Genomic DNA, 21,351 nt, shown 5'->3' with positions numbered 1-21,351 from the left:
CTTCGGGCACGGGCGCGAGTTCGGCGAGCCCGGAAAAGATCGTCTTCTTCGTGACCGATGGCGTCGGCGATAGCTACAAGCCGTCACCTGCACCAAAAAAACCACGGGCGGCCGTTGTCAGGAACCGATCGACCTCAAATATTGCACGAAGCTGAAGGAAAAGGGTTTTCGCATCGCCGTGCTCTACACCACCTACCTGCCGCTGCCGACCAACGACTGGTATAATAGCTGGATCAAGCCGTTTCAGCCGGAAATCGGTGCACGCATGCAGTCCTGCGCTTCGCCGGGGCTGTTCTTCGAAGTCAGCCCGTCGCAGGGCATCAGTGATGCGATGACCGCGCTTTTCAAGAAGGCTATCACATCACCCCGCCTGACGGGGTGATGCCAAGGACAAAGCCTTTAGCCTTCAGACGATGGCGTGAAGCTTTTCGAACAGCTGATGATGGTTGCTATCGGCACGATAGAACACTGCCGGCTCGCCAAGCGGTGCGTCGACGGTGATGTCTCGTCCGCCGGGATGACGCGCGCCGCTCCAGAGATGCACCCATTCGCCATCACCCGGAAGGTAGAGCGAACGTTGCGTTTCACCCGCCTTCCAGACCGGCGCGACAAGCATATCCGCCCCGTAGAGATAGCAGTCCTGAATGGCATAGGTCTGCGTCTCATTTTCGTAATGCAGGAAAAGCGGACGCTGCACCGGCAGGCCCGTCTTTGCAGCCTCGGTGGAAAGCGATTTCAGATAGGGGGCGAGTGCGACGTAGATGGCCGTCATGCGGGCGAAATGGGCGAGAACCGTTTCATCCTGATCGATCTGCAGATTGTCACGCGGCCGGTTGCCCTCATGGGTGCGCATGACCGGGGTGAAGACGGCCATCTCCGTCCAGCGCATGATGAGTTCCGCCGTTCGGACATTGCCGAACAGGCTGGTGTAGCCGCCAATGTCTGAGTGATGATAGGCATTGCCCAAAAGGCCGGAGGAGAGCGCACCGCAGATGACGGTGACAAGTCCATCATGACGGGAGAAGTCGACCGACTGGTCGCCGCCCCAGATCAGCGGGCAATGAGCCTGTACGCCGGTGAAACCTGCGCGCATGAAGAAAAGTGCTTCACCTGTCTTGCCCCGGCTTTCGACGCCCTTCGCATTGACCTCGGCCCAGAGCGTGGGCCAGGCATTGTGCATCAGCTTGGCATCGATGCCGTTGGACAGCTTGATATCGATCGGCAGATATTCGCCGAAATCGGCCATCCAGCCGGAAAGGCCGAAATCCAGCATGTTTTTGCCGATGATCTCTTCGGCGAACCAGTCGGCGGCGGCCGGATTGGTGAAATCCACCACGCCGCAATCGAATTCGCCGAAGTCCACCAACGCCGTCTTTCCATCCGTATCGGTGGCGAAATAACCGGCCGCTTCAGCGACAGGAAAGAGCGGTCCGTCGACGCAGAGATAGGGGTTCACATAGCCCAGGAAACGAATGCCCTGGTCGGCAAGCTCGGCGATCTTCTGGCGCAGATGCGGGTAGCGCGTGTCATTCGCCTGCCAGTCCCAGAAGAGGCGTGCGCCGAAGGATGTCTGGCGAAGCCCTACCCAGTCTTCACACCACAGGCCGGACACCTTCGTTCCGGCAGCACGGATTTTCTCCAGCCGTGCAAAGGAGTTGGCGCCGTCCTTTAACCCGATGATCGCGCCGTTATAGATCCAATCAGGGAGTTCCGGCTGGCGTCCGAACCGCAGTGACAGGGCCGAGACGATATCGGTGAAACTGTCACCGGCAAAAAATTCGATCTTTTCGGGGATGGCCCAGATTTCGATCTCGTGGAAATCGCCATTGCGGAAGTCGAAAACCGAATAGGCGCTCGTTTCCACATGCAGGGCGTATTTGCGCGAGGAGAGCCAGGTCGGCTGCGGATAGTTGGTGTTGTAATAATCACCACCCGCCTTGCCGCTGACATCAGACTTGAAGGTGATTTCGGTGGTCTTGTCGCGACCGACCCCGGGCTCGGAGGTCCAGAGCGGGAAGCGCCGGCCGCGCATGTCGAAATAGGACATCTGCTCGCCACCACCCCAGACATGCTCGTCCGTCTCCGCGAAGACGCGCAGCCAGAGGCGGTTGATCGTCTCGTCCAGCGCCGTCAGCCTGATAGCGTTGCCTTCGAGCGTCAGGCGAAGGCGCGGTGCCTGTCCCGGTGCCGAGGAGAGCGTGACGCTGTCGCCACTGACCTCGGCATGGCGCAGGGCGGTGCGCTCGATGACATAGTCTTCGATCTCGAAATTGCCGCGATACATATCCATTCGTTCGTTGCCGAAACCGGCAAAGAAGGCCGGGTTTTCGGGCGAATGGGAAAGGATGGTGCGGTTGCCGATCGCGAGCGTGAAGCCGTGTTTGGTCGTTTCGAAATGCATGACTTACCCTTTTAGCCCTTGAGACCACCGGCGGTGAGGCCCGAGACAACCCGTTCCTGGAAGATGACGATCAGGATTGCAACCGGCACGATGCCGACCACCAGCGCTGCCGAAATCACCGGCCAGGGGAAAGCGAACTCGCCCTGATAAAGCTGGATGCCGACGGGCAGGGTGCGCAGTGCCGGGTTGGAATTGAAGGAGAGCGCCAGCAGGAACTCATCCCAGGCATTGACGAAGGCAAGAATGCCGGCAGTGAAGACGCCCGGCGCGCAGAGCGGCACGACGACCTTGAACAGGGCGCCGATGCGGGTGCAGCCATCGATCATGGCGGCGTTTTCGAGATCGCGCGGGATGCTTTCGAAGAAGGAGACCAGCATCAGCGTGCAGACCGGCAGCGACAGCACCGTGTAGGGCAGGATCAGCGCCGTCCAGCTGTTAAGCAGATTGAGCGCCCGCATGATTTCGAACAGCGGCACCAGAAGCGTGACAAGCGGGAAGGTGGAAACGGCGATGATGAGCGACAGGATCAGCGCCCGGTATTTGAGGTTGAGCCGCGCCAGCGCGTAGGCCGCAAGCACTGAAATCAGGATGGTGAGCGCGGTGGAGAGCAGCGCCACCATGAAGCTGTTGAACAGGAAGAGGTGCAGCGGCTGGTCGGAAAAGGCCTGCATGTAGTTGGCGAGCGTCGGGGTGTGCGGAAACCAGGTGATCGGTTTGACCGTCAATTCCGCTTCCGTTTTCAGCGAAGTGAAGAGAATCCAGATCGCGGGGAAGAGGCCATTCACCAGAAGAATGGAGGCGGCGATGAAGCGCAGCGGCTTGCCGGAGAAAAAGGAGGACAGACCGGAGGAGGTGGCAACGGTGCTCATGGATCAGTCCTTCGTCCTGATAATGCGGAGGTAAACGGCGGTAACGCACATCGAAAGCGCAAACATCATGACCGCCAGCGCAGAGCCGTAACCGAGATCGAGGAAGGAAACGGTGTTCTGGTGGATATACATGGCAAGCGTGGTGGTGGATGTGCCGGGGCCGCCGCCGGTCATCATGTAAGGAATATCAAAGGTCTGCAGCGCGGTGATCGTGCGGAAGATGAGCGCGACCACGATCGAGGGCTTCAGCAGCGGCAGGGTGATCTCGAAAAACTGCCGGATCTTGCCGGCGCCATCCACATCCGCTGCCTCGTAGAGCGAGCGCGGAATGGTCTGCAGACCGGCGAGGATCATTAGCGCCATGAAGGAGGAGGTCTTCCAGATGATCGTCAGGCAGATGGCCGCAAAGGCCCAGTTCGGCGAGTTGAACCAGATGATGCCTTCAAAGCCCAGGCGGTTCAGCACATCATTGACCACGCCATATTCGTAATGGAAGAACCACGCGAAGATAAGGCCCGCAAAGGAGAGCGGCAGCGCCCAGGGAATGAGAAGCGAAAGCCGCATCGGCCATTGCATCGAGAAAGGCAGGTTGGCGAGCAGGGCGAGGCCAAGGCCCATGAAGAGCGCGCCGGGCACCGTGATCAGAGTGATCAGAACCGTATTCCAGGTCGTTTCCCAGAAGATCGGATCATCGAACATCGCCGTATAGTTTTCAAAGCCGATGAATTCCGCCGGCAGCCCTGAGGTCAGCGACAGGCTAAAGAAGCTGGTATAGACGAGCCGCGCCACCGGATAAACGATGATAAGCGACAGTAGGATCGCGGCCGGCGCGAGCAGAAGCACGGCCAGCGACCGGTCGCCGAGATCGAGCCACCGCGTCCAGCGCGGCAGCTGCTTTTCGTCCACCCGGACCATGGTTGTTTCCGGCATTGTCACCTTTGCCGCTCCCGCAACTGGATTCACGTCATCGTCTCCCGATCGGACCGGTTCATGTCCGGCCCGTTTATCGCGCCGTTCAGGCGGTTTTATTCCTGTCAGTCGAAACGGCCGGAAGGGGTATGGCGCGCATGCCGCCTTCCGGCCTCAAAGCTTAGCGCAGAACGCGCCGCAGACGGCTTTCCATCTGCTTTGCACCATCTTCCGGTGTCATCACGCCGGCAAGAACGCCATTGACGGTGGTGCGGATCGTCTCGCTGACCTCGTTATAACGCGGGGTAACCGGACGAGCCTTTGCCGTTTCAACGACGGGCAGGGCGTCCGCGAACCACGGGATCGTCTTGGTCACGTCCGCATCCTTGTAGAGCGCGGCATAGGTGGGCAGAAGTGCTGCGTTGATCGCCATGAACTTCGACACATCCTGACTGGAGAGATATTCCACCAGCTTCTTGGCTTCATCCTGCTGCTTGGAATAGGCGGAAACGCCGAATTCCCAGCCGCCGAGGCAAGTCGTCTGCTCGCCGCCCTTGACGGCTGGCAGGCGGGCGACGCCGACCTTGTCGTTCACCTGCGATTCCTTGCCCTGGAAATGGGTCCAGGCGTAGGACCAGTTGACGGCGAAGAGAACCTTGCCGGCCTGGAATTCCTTGCGGGTATCGTCGGTCGCGACTTCCGAAATATTCTTCTTGGAAATGCCTTCATCGACAAAGCTCTTCCAGAGCTTCAGCGAATCCACCGCTGCCTTGTTGTCGAAATTCAGCTTGCCGTTTTCAACCAGAGACTTGCCTTCGCTCCAATAGGGCAGGAGGAAGGTGCAGACCGCGCCTTCGATCGCCTTGCCCTGGAAGGACAAGCCCTGAAGTTCGGGGTTCTTTTCGCCTTCCATCACTTTCCTGGAGGCTTCCTTCAGCTCATCCCAGGTGGTCGGCGGCTGGATGCCGTATTTGTCCAGCAGGTCCTTGCGGTAATAGAGGAACATGGAGTCGGCGAAGGCAGGCAGCGCCACGATCTTGCCGTCCACGGTATTGGCTTCGGCATAGGTCGGCAGATAGGCGGACAAATCCTTGCCGGAGAAATCGCTGGTCCAGCCGGCAGTGGCGAATTGCGCGGGACGGATGACGTCAAGCATCAGCACGTCGAGGCTCGAATCCTTGGCCGACATGACGGTGTTGAGATATTGCGCCTGCATTTCCGAGGTGTTGCCGCCGGTCTCGATGACCACCTTCACACCCGGCGTCTTCGCCTCATATTGATCGAGCGCCTTGCGCCAGACATCCGGCTGATGCTGGCTGGAAACGAAGACCTTCAGTTCGGCATCGGCAAAGGCCTGTCCCGAAAAAGCGAGCATGGTTGCGCAGAGCGCTGCGCCCATAAGGGCTTTGCCCCTGATGGTTTTAAGTGTCATGTGTTCCTCCCGTTATTAAACTCTTGGCCGCGCAGCCTTCTTGCCCGGCAATCAGTGAATCGAGCGTTCCGTCGTCGCATCGAAAAGATGGACCTTGGACGGATCGACGCCGATCCGCAGTTCCTCGTTCGGCGTTGGTCGAAGCTCCGGCGGCATCCGTGCCGTCAGCGCCGCATCGCCAAGGCTGAAATGGACGAGCGTGTCAGACCCCAGCGGCTCCACAACCTGAACCTTCACGGCAAGCTGGCTGTCGAAGCCCTCGGCGGGGCCGAAATGTTCCGGGCGAATGCCAACGATGACTTCGCGGCCTTCAAGCCCAGTTTCGCGCGATGGCCGGATGGCCGCCATCGGCAGGGAGTTGCCGTCGGAAAATGCCAGCCTGTCACCGCTCACCTTTGCGCGGGCGAAGTTCATCGCCGGGGCGCCAACGAAACCGCCGACGAACACGCTTTCAGGACGGTTATAGACCTCGTCGGGTGTGCCGACCTGTTCGATATCGCCGCCGCGCAGGATGACGATGCGGTCGGCGAGTGTCATCGCCTCCACCTGGTCATGGGTGACGTAGATGATCGTCGTGCCGAGCTGCTGGTGAAGGCGCTTGATTTCCGTGCGCACCTGTCCGCGCAACTTGGCATCGAGGTTGGACAGTGGCTCGTCGAACAAAAACACCTGGGGACGGCGCACGATGGCGCGTCCCATGGCCACACGCTGGCGCTGGCCGCCCGAAAGCTGGCCGGGCCGCCGGTCGAGAAGATGCTCGATGCCGAGCATCTTCGCCGCTTCATCGATGCTGGCATTGGCCTGAGAAGCGCTGACGCCGCGTACCTTCAGGCTGAAACCCATGTTCTCACGCACCGTCTTGTGCGGATAAAGCGCATAGTCCTGAAACACCATGGCGATGTCGCGTTCGCGCGGCGGCAGCTGGTTGACGACACGGTCGCCGATCTTCACCTCGCCGCCGGTAATGCTCTCCAGCCCCGCAACCATGCGCAGCGTCGTCGATTTGCCGCAGCCGGAAGGGCCGACGAACACCACGAATTCGCCATCGTTTATTTCAAGGTCGATGCCCTTGACGATGCGAAGCGCACCGTAACTCTTGTCCAGCTTGCGCAGGCTGACCGAAGCCATATTTTCCTCCTCACGACCGGCGCGTCCAGAATTTGAATGGACGCAATAGCCGGTATCAACCTTCAAGTTCCCCGTATCGCGTCTTCGAAAATCGATCCCGATTGTCTGGCGATAGCGGGGATGGCGAAACGCCTGTCTCCCTGAGGACGTGATATTACCTTTCATAAAAAGGAAATCAATAGTGTATCAATTTTATTTCTGACAGAAATCAAAAACTGCTAAGCCTTTGATTTGAAGAAATATATCTGCAAAATAACCCGCAGTGCAGGGCGCGGCGTGCTTGCCTCCCGTCAAATTCCTTCATCCATGTGGATCACGCGAAATTTGCGTAATCTCAACGTATGCGAGAAACATAGCGGGCGACGGTATGGTCAAACCAGGTCCAGGAAACTTCGGCCACCGCGCCATCCTGCGCCTGGCTGAGGCGCAGCACCCGCGGCACGGAGGCGCCGGCTTTCTGGCCGAAAACATCGGGGGTCCATTCGGGCACGTCACCGAGATCGATGCGATCTTCCGCCTTCGATATCCAGAGATTGAGGCGGGTGCGGTAATAGAGATAGAGGGATTCCGACATGTTTTCGATGGTGATTGTGTCGACGTAAGAACCATCAAGCCAGATTTCCTCAATCGCTGCCGGTTTGCCGGCGATGCGTCGCAGACGGCGTATTCTGTGCCCTTCTGTCGAGGTGCCGAAGGCCGGCAGATCGGCGGGCTTGGCAAGGCGGGCCACATCCAGAACCTCCGCCGTCGGCAGGCCGCCGCCTTCGATCAGTTCAAGGCGGAAGAAGGCATAAACGCTTTGCGGGTCGCTGACGGCGCGGATGTAGTTGCCGGAGCCCTGCACGCGCTCGAGAAGGCCGCGCTCCTGCAATTCGGCAAGCGACTTGCGCAGCGTGCCGACGGCGATGCCCAGATCAGCCGCCATGTCGCGCTCCGGCGCCAGCTTTTCGCCATCGATCAGCCGGCCCGCCGCCACCTCGCGCACCAGCATTTCAGCGATCTGGAGATACATGGGCAGGCTGCCGCCAGTGTGTTTCATGATGCAGTTCCTCCCCCGAAACAAAAATTGATACATCATTGATTTACATATTTCTTGATGTTATGCAAGAAAAACGAGAGCGGCCCTGAGGAGGAATTGCATGACCGTCGTACCCGTTACATCCGCTGATCTCGATGCTGCCGAGGTCTCCTGGTTTTCCGCTTTGTGTTCCGATGATTACGCCTATCTCGGCGTGCCGGATGGGAGCCTGCGCTCCAGCTTCGAACATTGCTCCAATATCGTCAAAAAAGCCGAGGAACTCGGTTTCCGCAACATTCTCTGCCCTTCGTCCTATCAGGTCGGGCAGGACACGTTGAGCTTCGTTGCGGGCTGCGCGCCGATCAGCGACCGCATCAATTTTCTGGCGGCGATCCGTTGCGGCGAGATGCAGCCGATCATGCTGGCGCGGACCGTGGCAACGCTCGACCACATGCTGAAGGGCCGCCTGACGCTCAACGTCATCAGCTCGGATTTCCCCGGTGAGGTGGCCGACAGCGCCTTCCGCTACAAGCGCAGCCACGAGGTCGTCGAGATTTTGCGTCAGGCCTGGACGCGCGACACCATCGACCACGATGGCGAGATCTACCAGTTCAAGGGTGTGTCGACCGAGCCGGCAAGACCCTATCAGCAGAATGGCGGCCCGCTTCTCTATTTCGGCGGTTACTCTCCCGATGCGCTGGAACTCTGCGGCGCACAGTGTGACGTCTATCTGATGTGGCCGGAGACGAAGGACCAGCTAGCGGACCGTATGCGCGCCGCCCATGAGCGCGCCGCCGCCCATGGCCGCACGCTGGATTATGGTCTGCGTGTTCATACGGTGGTGCGCGATACCGAACAGGAAGCCCGCGAATATGCCGACCATCTGGTCTCCAAGCTCGATGACGAGTACGGCCAGCTGATCCGCAACCGCGCCCATGACAGCGGCTCGCTCGGCGTGTCGCATCAGGCACGGGCCCGCGAACTCGCCGACAAGTTCGGTTATGTCGAACCCAATCTGTGGACCGGTATCGGCCGGGCGCGCTCCGGCTGCGGTGCGGCCCTTGTCGGTTCGACGGATCAGGTTTTGTCGAAGCTGGAAGAATACCAGAAGATGGGTATCCGCGCCTTCATCCTCTCTGGCTATCCGCATCTTGACGAGGCTGAACATTTCGGCACGAAAGTGCTGCCGCAGATGAAAACCTGTTCCCTGCCGCATGCCTACGGCCGGGTACCTTCTGAAACGCCTGCCACGCCGCTCGGCAACGGGGAACGCCACTGATGGAACGTATCGCTCTTTCTGACAAACTCGAACTCAGCCGCATCGTTTATGGCATGTGGCGCATCGGTGACGATGCCGACACCTCGCCGGCGCATGTGCAGGCGAAGATCGAGGCTTGCCTCGCGCAGGGCATCACCACCATGGATCAGGCCGATATTTACGGTGGGTACACGGCGGAAGCCATTCTCGGCGGCGGCCTTAAGGCGGCGCCCGGACTGCGCGACAAAATCGAAATCGTCACCAAATGCGGAATCGTCGCGCCAGCCGGCCGACACTCCGCCGCCCGCGTCAAGCACTACGATACGACGGCTGGCCACATCAACGCATCGGTCGAAGCCTCGCTGCGCGACATGGGAACCGATCACGTCGATCTGCTGCTCATTCACCGTCCCGACCCTCTGATCGATGCGGAAGAAACCGGAAAGGCGCTCGATGCGCTGGTCGCCTCCGGCAAGGTCAAGGCGGTGGGCGTTTCCAACTTCCGCCCGTGGGATTTTTCGCTGCTGCAATCGGCCATGAGCAACCGGCTCGTGACCAACCAGATCGAAATGAGCCTTCTTGCCACCGATACCTTCACCAATGGCGATCTCGCCTACCTGCAGGAAAAGCGGGTTTCGCCCATGGCATGGTCGCCGCTTGGCGGCGGTTCGCTGTTTTCAGGCGCGCATGGCGGCACCATGGCTGCCCTGCAGCGCATCGGCAAGGAACAGGGCGTCGATGCGACGGCCGTCGCTATCGCCTGGTTGCTCCGCCATCCGGCAAAAATCGTGCCGGTGCTCGGCACCAACAATCTCGAGCGCATCAGAACCGCGACTGACGCGCTTCGCGTGACGATGGACCGTCAGACCTGGTTCGAACTCTACACCCTCGCGATTGGAAAAGAGGTGGCGTGATGACAGCTGCAGAGGCAATCAAGATGCCCAATGAGCATGTATTCGTTCCCGGCGGCGAAAACAGCCGCAGCTTTCGCAATGCGCTCGGCGCTTTCACGACCGGTGTCACGGTGGTGACGGCAACGACACCGGAAGGCCCGATCGGCATGACGGTCAACAGCTTTGCGTCGGTTTCTCTCGATCCGCCGCTGGTATTGTGGTCGCCGGCGAAAAGCTCGTCACGCCATCCGGCTTTCAGCGAGGCGACCCATTTCGCGATCCACGTGCTAAGCGCCGATCAGGATGTGCTGAGCGCCCGCTTTACCCGCAATGGCCGCGCCTTTGATGATCTTGACTGGGAGATCAACGACGAAGGTGTGCCGGTCATTCCCGGCACGCTTGCCCGTTTTGAATGCCGGCAAGCTGCGGCCCATGATGCGGGTGATCACACCATCATTGTTGGCGAAGTGCTGCGCGCCGCCCATCGCGACGGTGATCCGCTGTGCTTTTCCGGCGGGGCCTTCGGGCGGTTCTCCCGGCAATAGGCGGTGCGATTCTTTTTTCCACTCGGGCAAGACCTCTACTGGAACTGCAAGGCGTGAGGCCTGTTTTTCTTGCCTTTCATCTTGGCGTCGATAGTAAAACTGCGCTGTTACGCCGTTATAGCTGGCGCTCACCTTCCAAAATGGCTTAATGCACTTGGTTCGGCGAAAAATGATTCGCCGAATCATAGACATAGTGCGCCGCTCCGTTGGGGAAGATTGAATGTCCGGTTGTTTTTGCCTCTTTTGGGAAAGGGAAACCTCTCCGAAAAGACGCGTGCGCAGAAAGGCGTTCGCCCGGATCGCGACCGGCGGCGCGACCGGATTTTTTTCAGTCATGCTTTCTGTTGCCATCGGGCAGAATGCCACGGCGGATACGCTGAACTGGGCAGGTGCGGCGGGCGGCGACTGGTCGACCGGCGCGAACTGGGCTGCCTCGCCCCGCGTGCCCACGGCTGCCGACGATGTGGTGATCGACAGTGGTGGGCCGACGGTCGCGATCGGCTCGGCTGCCGTCGCCAATGCCGTTTTGGTCGGGCAAAGCGCGTCCGGCACTCTGGTTGTGAACGGTAGCCTGCTTTCCAATTCGCTCGGCCTCGGCATCGCCAATGGTGTTTCCGGTACGATGACGATGTCGGGCGCTGAACTGGAAAATCGCGGCGTGTTGTCCATCGGTGGCGATGGGACCGGCAGTCTTGACCTCTTGCACGGATCCACCGCGTCCTCTGGCACCGTCTATATCGGCGAAGGGGCGACGGGAAGCGGATCGCTCACGCTGGACAACTCGTCCAGCCTGACCAGCTTCGGCACTGTTTTCGTGGGGTATGGCGGTAGTTCCATACCCTCTGGCACCGGCGGCCAGGGCAACCTGAACATCCTTGCCGGCAGCACGGTCAGCAGTGACAAGGCCGTTCTGGGGCAGGGCGTCGGAACGCAAGGCACGGCGCTCGTCTCAGGCGCGGGTAGCGGCTGGACAGTCGCGGACGGCATAGTTGTCGGTAATGCCGGTGTCGGCACGCTCACTGTTACTGGCGGGGGAAAACTCGTCAGCCAGACTACAACCATCATCGCCAATCTTTCTTCCGCATCGGGAAGCGAAGTCACGCTCAGCCGGCTTGGTTCGTCACTGGAAAGCGATGGCGCCCTGATCGTCGGCAATGAAGGAGATGCGCGCCTGACCGTGGAGGCGGCAGCGACCGCCACCAGCGGCAGCGCGGTCATCGGCCGCCATTCCACATCCGTGGCAACGGTGACCGGTGACGGTTCGAACTGGACGACAGGAGACTTGCAAGTCGGCGGCGATGCTGGCGATCCCGGCGGGGCGGCAGGCAACGGGACTTTGAATATTACCGCCGGTGGCACGGCGCAAAGTGCTGCTGCCCGGCTCGGCGCGGTTGCCGGGGCAACCGGGTCGGCCGTCGTTGACGGTCAGGGGTCTTCCTGGAGCGTCGGCAGCGGCGATCTGAATGTCGGCGTCGAGGGGGCGGGATCGCTGGCCGTCACCGGCGGCGGCCTTGTTGACGCTCAAAACATCGTGCTCGCCACCAATGCCGGCAGCAGCGGTTCGGCCCGGATTTCCGGTGCAGGCAGCACGCTGCGCATTGATGGCGATCTCACCGTGGGGCGCGGCGGCAATGGCACGCAGGTGGTTGAGGCCGGTGGCACTGTCGAGAGCAATGACGGCTTCGTTGCCGCGCTCGGCGGCTCCACATCGTCCGTCACCGTTACTGGTGGCGGTTCCAGCTGGAAGATGACCGGCACCCTGATCGCCGGTTATCAGAACACATCTTCAGCGGATGTCACGGTCAGCGCTGGTGGAGACATTCGGGCAGGGCAGGTGGTGCTTGGTGATCTGGCCGGCTCTTCCGGGACGATGACCATTACCGGTGAAGGATCGAATGTCACCGCTTATGTCGATAGTGGTCTCGGCACTTCCGGTCGCATGACTGTCGGGCAATCCGGTTCCGGCGATCTGACGGTCACGAATGGCGCATCGCTCGATGCCTATCAGCTTTATGCCGGTTCCTCGGCGGGGTCGGATGGAGCATTGCTCGTCAGCGGCGCGGGGTCTCGCGCTTCGGTCGGCGACATGCTGGTGATCGGTGCTGCCGGAAGCGGCTCCGTCGAGGTGACGGGCGGGGCGGCGCTTGTCGCGCCCACGATCGTGATCGCTTCGGCGGCGGGTTCGACCGGGGTTTTGAACATTGGCGCCGCTGCCGGGCAGACCGCTCGTTCCGCTGGCGCGGTGGACGCGCGGACAATCAGCTTCGGCGTCGGCAATGGCAGGATTGTTTTTAATCATTCCGAGACGGCTTATTTGCTGGCCGCCGATATTTCTGGGGCGGGTAGCGTCGTTGCGGAAAACGGCGTCACACGCCTCTCTGGCAAGAACAGCTATTCCGGCGGCACCACGATTTCAGGCGGCACCTTGCAGGGAACGGCAGGAAGCTTCGGTTCCGGCGTTATCGCCAATAATGCACGGCTCGTCGTGGATGGGCCCGGCACGCTTTCGAACGCGATAAGTGGAAGTGGCAGTTTTGAAAAGACCGGTGAAGGCAATCTGGTCCTGATGGCGGACAGCACCTATACAGGCCCAACCGCGGTTTCGACCGGAAAACTCAGCGTCAACGGTTCGCTGGCGAGCGCGGTTTCGGTGGCGGGTGGCGCGACGCTCGGCGGTTCCGGCACCATTGGCGGCCTGACGGTCGGCTCGGGCGGCACGCTCGCACCGGGCAATCCGGTCGGTATGTTGACCTCCACGGGCAATGCGACATTTATGGCGGGTTCGGCCTATGCGGTTGAAGTAGACCCCGCCGGCAATTCCGACAGGCTCGCCGTGACCGGCACCATCACCATCGATAACGATGTCAGCCTTGTCGTCACGCCGCTGACGAACCATTCGGCCTTCAGTCTCAATACGCGCTATGCGATCTTGACCGCGACCGGCGGGGTAACCGGCACCTTTTCCAGCATTGCCGAAAACTTTGCCTATCTGACTGCCAGCGTCGCGAAAAGCACCGATAGTGGCACCGTTTATCTGTCTTTCAGCCCGACATCGACGGATGCCGGCGTCCTTGCGGCGGGAACCTCGACAGCCAATGCACGCGCCGCAGCCAATGCCGTCGAGGCGCTCGGAGAAAAAGCGCCTTTTTACCAGGCGGCCGTCTTTCTCCAGCAGGGTGAGACGCAATCGGCGTTTTCGCAGCTTGCAGGGGAGATTCACCCGTCGCTCGCCATGGCTCTGATCAATCGTAGCGGGCAAACCCGCGACGTCATTCTCAACCGGCTGCGCAGCGCCTTCGAGGGTGTGGATGCACGTCCGATCCTGCCCGTGGCTTATGCGGAAGGTGGGCAGAACCCGTTTGCCCTTGATGAGCGGGCGCTCACTTTCTGGTCCAGCGGTTTCGGGTCTCGCGGGCGTATCGATAGCGACGGCAATGGTTCATCCGCTGATATGAGAGGCGGTGGCGTTCTCTTCGGTATGGATGGAGAACTCAGTGACAGCTGGCGCGCCGGTGTTGCTGCCGGTTATGGCCATGACGGTATCAAGCAGACCGCGCTTGCCGCCTCGGCCGATGTGGACAGCTATTATCTGGCTGCTTATGCGGGCACAGTGATTGGCCCCGCCTCTTTGCGGCTCGGCGCAATCCACGCTTTTCAGGATACCGAAACCCGCCGGTCGATTTCTTTCTCGACGCTGCAGGAGAGCCTTTCCGCAAGTTACGGTGGCTCTACCTCGCAGGTCTTTGCCGAGGCAGCCTGGCGTTTCGATTTCGATCTCACCCATATCGAGCCCTATGCCAGCATCGCCTATGTGAATACCCGCACGGGCGGCTTCCAGGAGAAGGGTGGCATCGCCGCGGTTTCCGCCGGCTCTGCCCGTTACGACCAGCTTTACACGACGCTCGGTGCGCGAATCAGTCGCGATATCGCGCTTGAAGGCATGCTCGGCCGCGCGATGTTCGATCTGGCGTGGCGTCACAATTATGGCGATACGGCCGTGGGCAGCAGCCTTTTCTATAAGGGTGGCGGTGCGTTTGCGGTTGCGAGTACCTCGAGCCCGCGCGATGCGGCGATATTGAACCTGGGGCTGAGCTACGATCTCACGCCATCGGCCACTTTGACGTTCCGTTATGGTGCGGTTTTCGGGGCTGGCGTGCTGGATCAATCCGCTGCCGCCGAACTTGGAGTTCGTTTCTGATGGGACATAGCCAGATGCGCATCGTGAAAGCGGCGCTTGCGGTTTTTCTTTGCGCCGGTGCCACGGCGGGCGGGGCAGCCGCGCAGGAGTCGGCAAAAACCGCAGCACTCCTCCATGAGGTTTACGGAAGCTGGCAGCTTGCCTGTGCGGCTGCCGTAAAAAAAGACGGTGCCGATGCCGCCCCCTCCACGGAGGGAGAGACGAAACCACCTTGCGCCATCGCCCAGGTTCAGCTGGAGGAAAAAACCCGCAAGCTGGTCGTTTCAGTCGAGTTCCGGCTGGATAATGCAGCAACGCCGGACAGGCTTACCGGCACCATGGTGCTGCCGTTCGGTCTGGCTGTCACCAAGCTGTTTTCGGTGAAATCGGGAAATATGCGCTTGCAGGAAGTTCAGGTCAGCACCTGCCTGCCGGTTGGCTGCATCGTGTCCTTCACACCCTTCATCGAGCTGGTCTCGGCGCTGAAGGCGGAACAGACGCTCACCATTGAGGCGCCTGATCTGCAGGGCCGCATTGTGTCGTTCCAACTGCAGGGCAAAGGGTTTCCCGAGGCGCTGAAACGCCTCGGGGAAGTGCGTTAGGCCGCCACGGAATCCGGCTCGGCCTTGCCTTGCGGTTTTTGCTGTTCTGCATGGAGCTCAACGTTTTTCTTGCGGGAAAATAGCCCGGTGAGGAAGTGGCCGAACCGGTCCATCTCCACGAAGATCACAGGTGTGATGAACAGCGTCAGTAGTTGCGAGACGATGAGACCACCGACCACGGCGATGCCGAGCGGCTGGCGCAGTTCCGAACTTGCGCCGGAACCGAGCGCGATGGGCAGTGCGCCCAGCAATGCGCAGAAGGTAGTCATCATGATCGGCCGGAACCGGCGCACGCAGGCTTCGTGAATGGCGGTTGCTGGCGGTTCCGCCTTTTCGCGCATCAACTCCACCGCCACGTCGATCATCATGATCGCGTTTTTCTTCACGATACCGATCAGCATCAAAAGACCTATCAGTGCGATGATCGAGAAATCCATGCCCATCACTTTCAGCGCCACCAGCGCACCGAAGGCGGCGGCCGGGAGGCCGGACAGGATGGTCAGCGGGTGGATGAAGCTTTCATAGAGCACGCCAAGCACCACGTAGATGGTCAGCACCGCCGCCAGAATGAGGATGCCGGTATTGCCCTGGCTCTGCTGGAAGATCGCCGCAGTGCCGCCATAGCTGGTGAACACATCCTGCGGCAGGCCGATCGTGGTCTTGATCTGGTCGATCCGGCTTGTGGCATCGGAAAGTGCCACGCCATCAGGCAGGTTGAAGGAAATCGTCGTGGAGACGAGCTGGCCCGTCTGGTTGATGGTAACCGGTGCCTGTGTACGGGTCAGCGAGGCGAAGTTGGAAAGCGGAACCAGAACCCCGGATTTCGCGGAAAGAATGTTGATATCGCTGAGGAAATCATCATTCCAGGGTTTGGAGCTGTCGAATTCCACGATGACGTCGTAGCTGTCACCGGTCGACTGGATTTGCGCCGCCGTATAACCGCCGAAGGACATTTCCAGTGTCTTGCGCAGCTGGTCATTGGTGATGCCGAAGGCAGCCGCCTTTTCTGAATCGACAGAGATCGTGGCGGCGATCGCACCATTCTGGGCGTCGGAGGTGACAGAGGTGAATGTGTGGTCGCGGCGCATCGCCTCCATCAGCTTGTTCGACCATTCATTGGTGGTATCGGCGTTCAAGCCCTGCACGACGAGCTGGTACTGGCTGGCGGAACTGCGTCCGCCGAAACGCAGGCTCTGCTGCGGGTTGATGTAGGTGCGGATGCCCGCTACCTTCGACGTGACCTGCCCCAGTTCGGTCAGTACCTGGCTGAGCGGTGCGCGTTCTTCCTTGGGTTTGAGTTCCACAAACATCGAACCGTTGTTCAACGGATTGCGTGAATTGCCGCCGACGATGGAAGTGACATGCACGACAGCAGGGTTCTTGCGGATTTGATCCGCAACCTGCGCCTGGAGATCGCGCATCGCCGTGTAGGAAATATCCTCACGCGCCTGTGTCGAGACCGAAAGACGGCCAATATCTTCCTGCGGAAAGAAGCTCGATGGCAGGGTTTCGAACAGGTAGACCGAGGCGGCGACCGAGGCGAGGAACGAGGCAAGCACGATGCGGCGGTGGGAAAGGCACCAGCCGACGGCCTTGCCGTAAAGGCGCAGCGTGCGCTCGAAGCCGGCATCGAACCAGCGGATGATGGCCGGCGGCCGCGAGGAGTGGCCCGACAGGCGCGAAGCAAGCATCGGCGTCACCGTCAGTGAAACCAGCGCCGAGGCCATGATCGCCAGCGTGACGACCATGCCGAACTCATTGAAGAGCCTGCCGATCACGCCGCCCATCAGCAGAATGGGAATGAAGACGGCCACCAGCGAGACGGACATGGACAGGATGGTGCCGCTGACTTCCGCCGCCCCCTGTAAGGCCGCCTCACGCATGGGCAGGCCTTTTTCATGCAGCCGCAGGATGTTTTCCAGCATGACGATGGCGTCATCCACCACCAGACCCACCGATAACGTCAGCCCGAGTAGCGAGATATTGTCGATACTGTAGCCCAGAACATACATCATGCCGAAGGCGGTGATGAGCGACAAAGGCACGGCAAGGCCCGGAATGATGGTCGCCGTCAGGTGCCCGGTGAAGAGATAGATGACCGCAACCACCAGCCCGATGGTGAGGAACAGGGTGAACTGGACGTCCGAGATCGCATCCTTGATGGCGGTCGAGGCGTCATTCATGACGTGGATATTGACGGATGGCGGCAATTGCTGGTGAAGCGCCGGCAGCTTGGCCTTGATGGCATCGACCACTTCGACCGTATTGGCATCCGGCTGCCGCTGCACGGCGAGAATGATGGCCTGTTCGCCATCGAACCAGCTTCCGGCATTGGTATTGTCGATGCTGTCGGTGACATTGGCGATATCGCCGAGATGGATCGGCGCGCCGTTGTTCGTGGAGACGACCAGCGAACGGAAGGCGGCCGCATTGGTGCGCTGGGTATCGGCCTCGATCGTCAGGCGCTGATTGTCAGTCTGCAAGGCGCCAACGGGCACCTGATTATTCGCCTGGGCGATGGCCGTTGTGACGGTATCGACACCGAGCCCTCTCGCCTGAAGCTGCGTCGGGTCGAGACCGATGCGCACGGCATAGGTTTGCGCACCATAGATGCTCACCTGCGCGACGCCCGAAATGGTCGAGAGAAGCGGCGAGATGATGTTCTCGGCGATCTCATCCACCTTGCTGGTCGGCATTTCCTTGCTGTTGACGGCCAGCAGCAGCACCGGCGCATCGGCCGGATTGGTCTTGCGATAGCTTGGGGTCGTCGTCATGTTGCTCGGCAATTGCCGCTGCGCGCGCGAAATTGCGGCCTGAACATCGGCTGCTGCGGCGTCGATATCGCGGTTGAGATCGAACTGCAGCACGATAGAGCTGTTGCCAAGCGTGTTGGTGGCGCTGATTTCGCTGACCCCGGGAATGGTCTCGAACTGCTTGACCAACGGCGTGGTGACCGATGTGGCCATGGTTTGCGGCGAGGCGCCTGATAACGACGAGGAGACGTTGATTGTCGGAAAATCCACCTTCGGCAGGGCGGCGACGGGCAGCAGGCGGAAGCCGGCAAGTCCGGCCAGCACAAGACCTATGGCGAGAAGTGTGGTGGCGACGGGTCGGTTGATGCAGAAATTAGGGATCATTGGCCGCCAACCTGTTCCTGCGGAATATTGGCGGCCAGATTGGCAGCCGCACCGCCCTTGTCGGAGAATTGCTCGACCACGAACTGGCCGTCGGCAAGTTCGGACTGACCTTCAACGATGATATGTTCGCCGCCATTGAGGCCGCTGGCAATGGCGGTGAGATCGCCATTCGAGCGAGCGACTTCCACCGGTGTCATATGGGCATGGTGGTCGCTATCAACCGTATAGACGAAATTGCCCTTCGGCCCGGGCCGCACGGCAACCGTCGGTACCACGATCATTTCATCGTCGGAGACGAAGTGGGCGGTGACGTTCACCGATTGGCCGGGCCATAAAAGACCGCGGTCATTCTTGAACTCTGCTTTTGCCAGCACGGTGCCCGAGGTCTGGTCCACCGTATTGTCGTAAAAACGCAGGACGCCACGCATCGGCTCGCCGCCCGTTGCCGCAGGATCGACATCCACAGCGGTATCCTTTGTCACGCCTTCACGCAATTGCGGCAGGTAGCGCTGGGAAAGCCGGAAACTGACCGAGATCGGATCATATTTGGTGATCGTCACGATATTGACGCCTGCACTGAGATAGGCGCCGGGGCTGACGGTGATGTCGCCGAGCCGTCCGTCGAACGGAGCACGGATTTCCATATGTTCGAGCGCCACTTGGTCTGACGCGAGCGTTGCCTTGTCGGCATCGATCTTGGCGCTGGCACTGTCGCGCGCTGCCCTGGCCTGATCCAGTACCTGTTGCGATTCCGCGCTCTGCTTGACCAGATTGGCGGCGCGCTGGAAGGCTGCTTCCGTCTGCTCCAGCGTCGCCTGGTCGGCGGCGATGTTGGCCTTGTCCTTGTCGACGGCGGCACGGGCGATGCGATCATCCAGTTTGAGGATCAGATCCCCCGCCTTGATGTGCTGGCCGTCCTTCGCGCTGATTTCCGTGACGAGGCCGGCCTGAAGCGGTGCGATGTTGGTGATATCGGCTGCAACCGCCCATCCCGTCGCCGCTGCATCCATCGGCAGCGTCGCCTTGGCGACGGCGATGGTGCTGACCGTGGGTGGTCCGCCATTGCGTCGTCCGCCGCCCTGTCTTTGTCCTGACTGCCGGGCCGGTGGTTGGCCGTTTTGGGAGGATTGCGTTGTGGTTTCGGCGCCGGGCTGCGGAGACGCGCTGGCAAATTGTTTGAGATAGGGAATTCGATCGAGCGGCAGGCGGTCCCTAAAATACCAGGTACCGGCGGCTGCGATGGCAAGAACGCTAAGGGCGGTCCAGAAACGTTTCATCTGACGATTCCGCGTAATGAGAGTACATGTTTCCCGAACATGTGCGGCAAGCCTTGGGAGCAGCTTTCCCCCACAAGACACCCAATGCGCTGCAAAATCACCTTAAACTTTTGTAATGGCGGCGACAATGCCCGCGGCTGCATCGCCTTGCCACGCAGGGGCTGGAGCACTTTCGGACAAGGTTGCCCGGTCCTAATCCTCATGCTCGGTCATTGCTATGTTCGCCACCGGCTCTGGCAAACTAAAAAAGCCGCCTCGTTTCCGGGGCGGCTTCGATGGGGCGGCGGGATGCCGAGCGTCAGAAGGCGCGGATGGCGTTGCGTGTCGTAATCACGTCCTGTGCAACATTGCCCGTCGTTGCCGGAACGGAGCCGACGAGATCCAGGAACTTGTAAAGTTCTGTCGCCTGCGAATTGGTGACGTAGATGATGTCGCGATCCTGCATCGGGAACTTCGTGGTGGCGAAGAAAGTCGACGGATCGCGCAGATTGGCGCGGAAGATGACCGGAATTTCCTGCCCGGGGAATTTCGACGTATCGATGCCGAGCTTCACGAGAAGATCGCGTCTCACGGTACGATAGATATAGACCTGCGCGGGGTCTGCACGGGAATCGAGCAGACCGCCGGCTTTGCCGAGCGCATCCGAAAGCTTGAGATTGGCGTCTTCGAACTCGAAACGTCCGTTCAGGCCGGAAGCGCCGAAGGCGAGATAGGTGCGGCGCTCACGCTCAACCATGATCGTATCGCCCGGAACCACATAGATATTTTCCGATGGCGTGCTGACGAGGTGGTTGTAGTTGACGCGCGCAGTCTTGCCGCGGCGGATCAGCGTAACGTAGGATTCGATATTCGGCGCGCTGAGGCCCTTGGCATAGGAGATGACGTCAAGAACGCGATCGCCCGCTTCCGAAAGCTGGACCTTTGTCGGCTCCTTGACGTCGCCGAGCACGGAGGCCTGTGCGGAGCGGCTGGAAATCTTGGTAATGAGGACTTGCGGTTCGATGGCGCGGTTGGCGAGCCGCTCCTCGATTTCGGTCTGCACATCCTCGACATTGCGGCCGGTGGCGCGAATCTTGCCAGCATAGGGAACGCTGATGTTGCCCTCGCGGTCCACAGTCTGGTTCGGCAGGCTGATGAAGTTACCGGGACGGCTGCCGGCATCATTGGGAATGAACAGGCCACCCGCCTGGCTCTCAAAGATCGCCACCTGCACCACGTCGCCGACACCCATCGGCAGCGCCGGCACGCCACCCTTGCCGCCGCCGAAGCTGCCGAGCAGGGTGGTATTGGTGGTGTCCCCAACGTAATTGAGAACGGCGCTGTTGACGTCGATCAGTGCGTAGTCGACGCCTGCGGTCTTTTGTTTGTCCTTGGACGCAAATTTTACGGATGCGTTGGATTCGATCGTGGCCGCATCAGGGCCGGAGGCCGCAGTGACTGTGCAACCCGAAAGTGCTGCAGAGGCAAGCAGGATCGAAACATTCAATAAACGCATTTGGTCCTCAAAAATGAATTCCGTCCGAAAAGTGGAAATAAGCCGGACACCGTATTAGTTTTTAAAAATAAGCACATCTTACATGACACCGGTAAAGGAAATCCCAACCGGCATTACATCCCTTCAGCGGAATCGCAGTCCGAGATGTCTACATTCCCCAATCAAGCATATGCCTAAATTAAGGTGATGCTTCAAGTTCTTCATCGCTCA

14 protein-coding genes and 1 pseudogene are annotated in these 21,351 nt (G+C 60.2%); 6 read left to right on the top strand and 9 right to left on the bottom strand.

Translation table 11 applies throughout. The features are described 5' to 3' along the window. Window positions 1-382: pseudogene (locus tag O8B93_RS11045) on the top strand (hypothetical protein); the annotation flags it as partial. Between the two features lie 24 nt (window positions 383-406). Here O8B93_RS11045 and O8B93_RS11040 read toward each other — a convergent pair. The 6 genes from O8B93_RS11040 to O8B93_RS11015 form a co-directional block, all read right to left on the bottom strand. Beyond that, window positions 407-2,401, bottom strand: coding sequence for an alpha-glucosidase (locus tag O8B93_RS11040; protein ID WP_269709909.1), 1,995 nt, complete (start codon window positions 2,399-2,401; stop codon window positions 407-409). Window positions 2,402-2,412: 11 nt separating this feature from the next. Then, window positions 2,413-3,270 (bottom strand): carbohydrate ABC transporter permease, encoded by an 858-nt coding sequence (locus O8B93_RS11035; RefSeq protein ID WP_269709907.1) that lies wholly within the window; start codon window positions 3,268-3,270, stop codon window positions 2,413-2,415. Window positions 3,271-3,273: 3 nt separating this feature from the next. Then, complete coding sequence (locus O8B93_RS11030; RefSeq protein ID WP_162688087.1) at window positions 3,274-4,185, bottom strand: carbohydrate ABC transporter permease; 912 nt, start codon at window positions 4,183-4,185, stop codon at window positions 3,274-3,276. A 175-nt stretch (window positions 4,186-4,360) separates the two neighbouring features. Then, window positions 4,361-5,611 (bottom strand): ABC transporter substrate-binding protein, encoded by a 1,251-nt coding sequence (locus O8B93_RS11025; RefSeq protein WP_269709905.1) that lies wholly within the window; start codon window positions 5,609-5,611, stop codon window positions 4,361-4,363. A 51-nt stretch (window positions 5,612-5,662) separates the two neighbouring features. Continuing rightward, the gene (locus O8B93_RS11020; protein WP_269709903.1) at window positions 5,663-6,739 is read right to left on the bottom strand and encodes an ABC transporter ATP-binding protein; all 1,077 of its coding nucleotides are present in this window, start codon (window positions 6,737-6,739) and stop codon (window positions 5,663-5,665) included. 334 nt (window positions 6,740-7,073) lie between these two features. Next, window positions 7,074-7,778, bottom strand: a complete 705-nt coding sequence (locus O8B93_RS11015) for a GntR family transcriptional regulator (protein WP_269709900.1) — start codon at window positions 7,776-7,778, stop codon at window positions 7,074-7,076. A 100-nt stretch (window positions 7,779-7,878) separates the two neighbouring features. Here O8B93_RS11015 and O8B93_RS11010 point away from each other — a divergent pair, with 100 nt between their 5' ends. The 5 genes from O8B93_RS11010 to O8B93_RS10990 all read left to right on the top strand — a co-directional run bounded on the left by O8B93_RS11010 (window position 7,879) and on the right by O8B93_RS10990 (window position 15,232). Continuing rightward, window positions 7,879-9,036: an LLM class flavin-dependent oxidoreductase gene (locus O8B93_RS11010; protein WP_269709898.1), complete on the top strand. Its 1,158-nt coding sequence runs from the start codon at window positions 7,879-7,881 to the stop codon at window positions 9,034-9,036. Beyond that, window positions 9,036-9,929, top strand: a complete 894-nt coding sequence (locus tag O8B93_RS11005) for an aldo/keto reductase (RefSeq protein ID WP_269709896.1) — start codon at window positions 9,036-9,038, stop codon at window positions 9,927-9,929. Before O8B93_RS11010 ends, O8B93_RS11005 begins: the two co-directional genes overlap by 1 nt. Further along, the gene (gene smoA, locus O8B93_RS11000; protein WP_269709894.1) at window positions 9,929-10,453 is read left to right on the top strand and encodes an NADH-dependent FMN reductase SmoA; all 525 of its coding nucleotides are present in this window, start codon (window positions 9,929-9,931) and stop codon (window positions 10,451-10,453) included. Before O8B93_RS11005 ends, smoA begins: the two co-directional genes overlap by 1 nt. 220 nt (window positions 10,454-10,673) lie before the next feature. Then, window positions 10,674-14,651 carry an autotransporter outer membrane beta-barrel domain-containing protein gene (locus tag O8B93_RS10995; protein WP_405049055.1) on the top strand — a complete coding sequence of 1,326 codons (3,978 nt, stop codon included), beginning with the start codon at window positions 10,674-10,676 and terminating at the stop codon, window positions 14,649-14,651. After that, window positions 14,651-15,232 carry an invasion associated locus B family protein gene (locus tag O8B93_RS10990; RefSeq protein ID WP_269709892.1) on the top strand — a complete coding sequence of 194 codons (582 nt, stop codon included), beginning with the start codon at window positions 14,651-14,653 and terminating at the stop codon, window positions 15,230-15,232. Before O8B93_RS10995 ends, O8B93_RS10990 begins: the two co-directional genes overlap by 1 nt. Here O8B93_RS10990 and O8B93_RS10985 read toward each other — a convergent pair. The 3 genes from O8B93_RS10985 to O8B93_RS10975 form a co-directional block, all read right to left on the bottom strand. Then, a complete protein-coding gene (locus O8B93_RS10985; RefSeq protein ID WP_269709890.1) occupies window positions 15,229-18,369 on the bottom strand; it encodes an efflux RND transporter permease subunit in 3,141 nt (1,046 codons plus the stop codon). The genes O8B93_RS10990 and O8B93_RS10985 overlap by 4 nt on opposite strands. Next, window positions 18,366-19,646 carry an efflux RND transporter periplasmic adaptor subunit gene (locus O8B93_RS10980; RefSeq protein ID WP_269709888.1) on the bottom strand — a complete coding sequence of 427 codons (1,281 nt, stop codon included), beginning with the start codon at window positions 19,644-19,646 and terminating at the stop codon, window positions 18,366-18,368. The genes O8B93_RS10985 and O8B93_RS10980 overlap by 4 nt, the downstream gene beginning before the upstream one ends. Before the next feature lie 298 nt (window positions 19,647-19,944). Next, window positions 19,945-21,141 carry a polysaccharide biosynthesis/export family protein gene (locus O8B93_RS10975; protein WP_269709886.1) on the bottom strand — a complete coding sequence of 399 codons (1,197 nt, stop codon included), beginning with the start codon at window positions 21,139-21,141 and terminating at the stop codon, window positions 19,945-19,947. Window positions 21,142-21,351: the final 210 nt, after the last annotated feature.

It is taken from the genome of Martinezella rhizogenes (genome assembly GCF_027460065.1).
GTDB lineage: Bacteria > Pseudomonadota > Alphaproteobacteria > Rhizobiales > Rhizobiaceae > Agrobacterium > Agrobacterium rhizogenes_C.
Note: the sequence above shows the minus strand (reverse complement) of the source record. Positions and strands in the feature narration are given on the sequence as shown.

Bases quoted from the DNA above. Each gene is read 5' to 3' on its own strand.
- O8B93_RS10995 (WP_405049055.1), top strand. From the start codon at position 10,674: ATGTCCGGTTGTTTTTGCCTCTTTTGGGAAAGGGAAACCTCTCCGAAA.
- O8B93_RS10985 (WP_269709890.1), bottom strand. From the start codon at position 18,369: ATGATCCCTAATTTCTGCATCAACCGACCCGTCGCCACCACACTTCTC.
- O8B93_RS11035 (WP_269709907.1), bottom strand. From the start codon at position 3,270: ATGAGCACCGTTGCCACCTCCTCCGGTCTGTCCTCCTTTTTCTCCGGC.
- O8B93_RS11010 (WP_269709898.1), top strand. From the start codon at position 7,879: ATGACCGTCGTACCCGTTACATCCGCTGATCTCGATGCTGCCGAGGTC.
- O8B93_RS10990 (WP_269709892.1), top strand. From the start codon at position 14,651: ATGGGACATAGCCAGATGCGCATCGTGAAAGCGGCGCTTGCGGTTTTT.
- O8B93_RS10980 (WP_269709888.1), bottom strand. From the start codon at position 19,646: ATGAAACGTTTCTGGACCGCCCTTAGCGTTCTTGCCATCGCAGCCGCC.
- O8B93_RS11005 (WP_269709896.1), top strand. From the start codon at position 9,036: ATGGAACGTATCGCTCTTTCTGACAAACTCGAACTCAGCCGCATCGTT.
- O8B93_RS11020 (WP_269709903.1), bottom strand. From the start codon at position 6,739: ATGGCTTCGGTCAGCCTGCGCAAGCTGGACAAGAGTTACGGTGCGCTT.
- O8B93_RS11040 (WP_269709909.1), bottom strand. From the start codon at position 2,401: ATGCATTTCGAAACGACCAAACACGGCTTCACGCTCGCGATCGGCAAC.
- O8B93_RS11025 (WP_269709905.1), bottom strand. From the start codon at position 5,611: ATGACACTTAAAACCATCAGGGGCAAAGCCCTTATGGGCGCAGCGCTC.
- smoA (WP_269709894.1), top strand. From the start codon at position 9,929: ATGACAGCTGCAGAGGCAATCAAGATGCCCAATGAGCATGTATTCGTT.
- O8B93_RS11030 (WP_162688087.1), bottom strand. From the start codon at position 4,185: ATGGTCCGGGTGGACGAAAAGCAGCTGCCGCGCTGGACGCGGTGGCTC.
- O8B93_RS10975 (WP_269709886.1), bottom strand. From the start codon at position 21,141: ATGCGTTTATTGAATGTTTCGATCCTGCTTGCCTCTGCAGCACTTTCG.
- O8B93_RS11015 (WP_269709900.1), bottom strand. From the start codon at position 7,778: ATGAAACACACTGGCGGCAGCCTGCCCATGTATCTCCAGATCGCTGAA.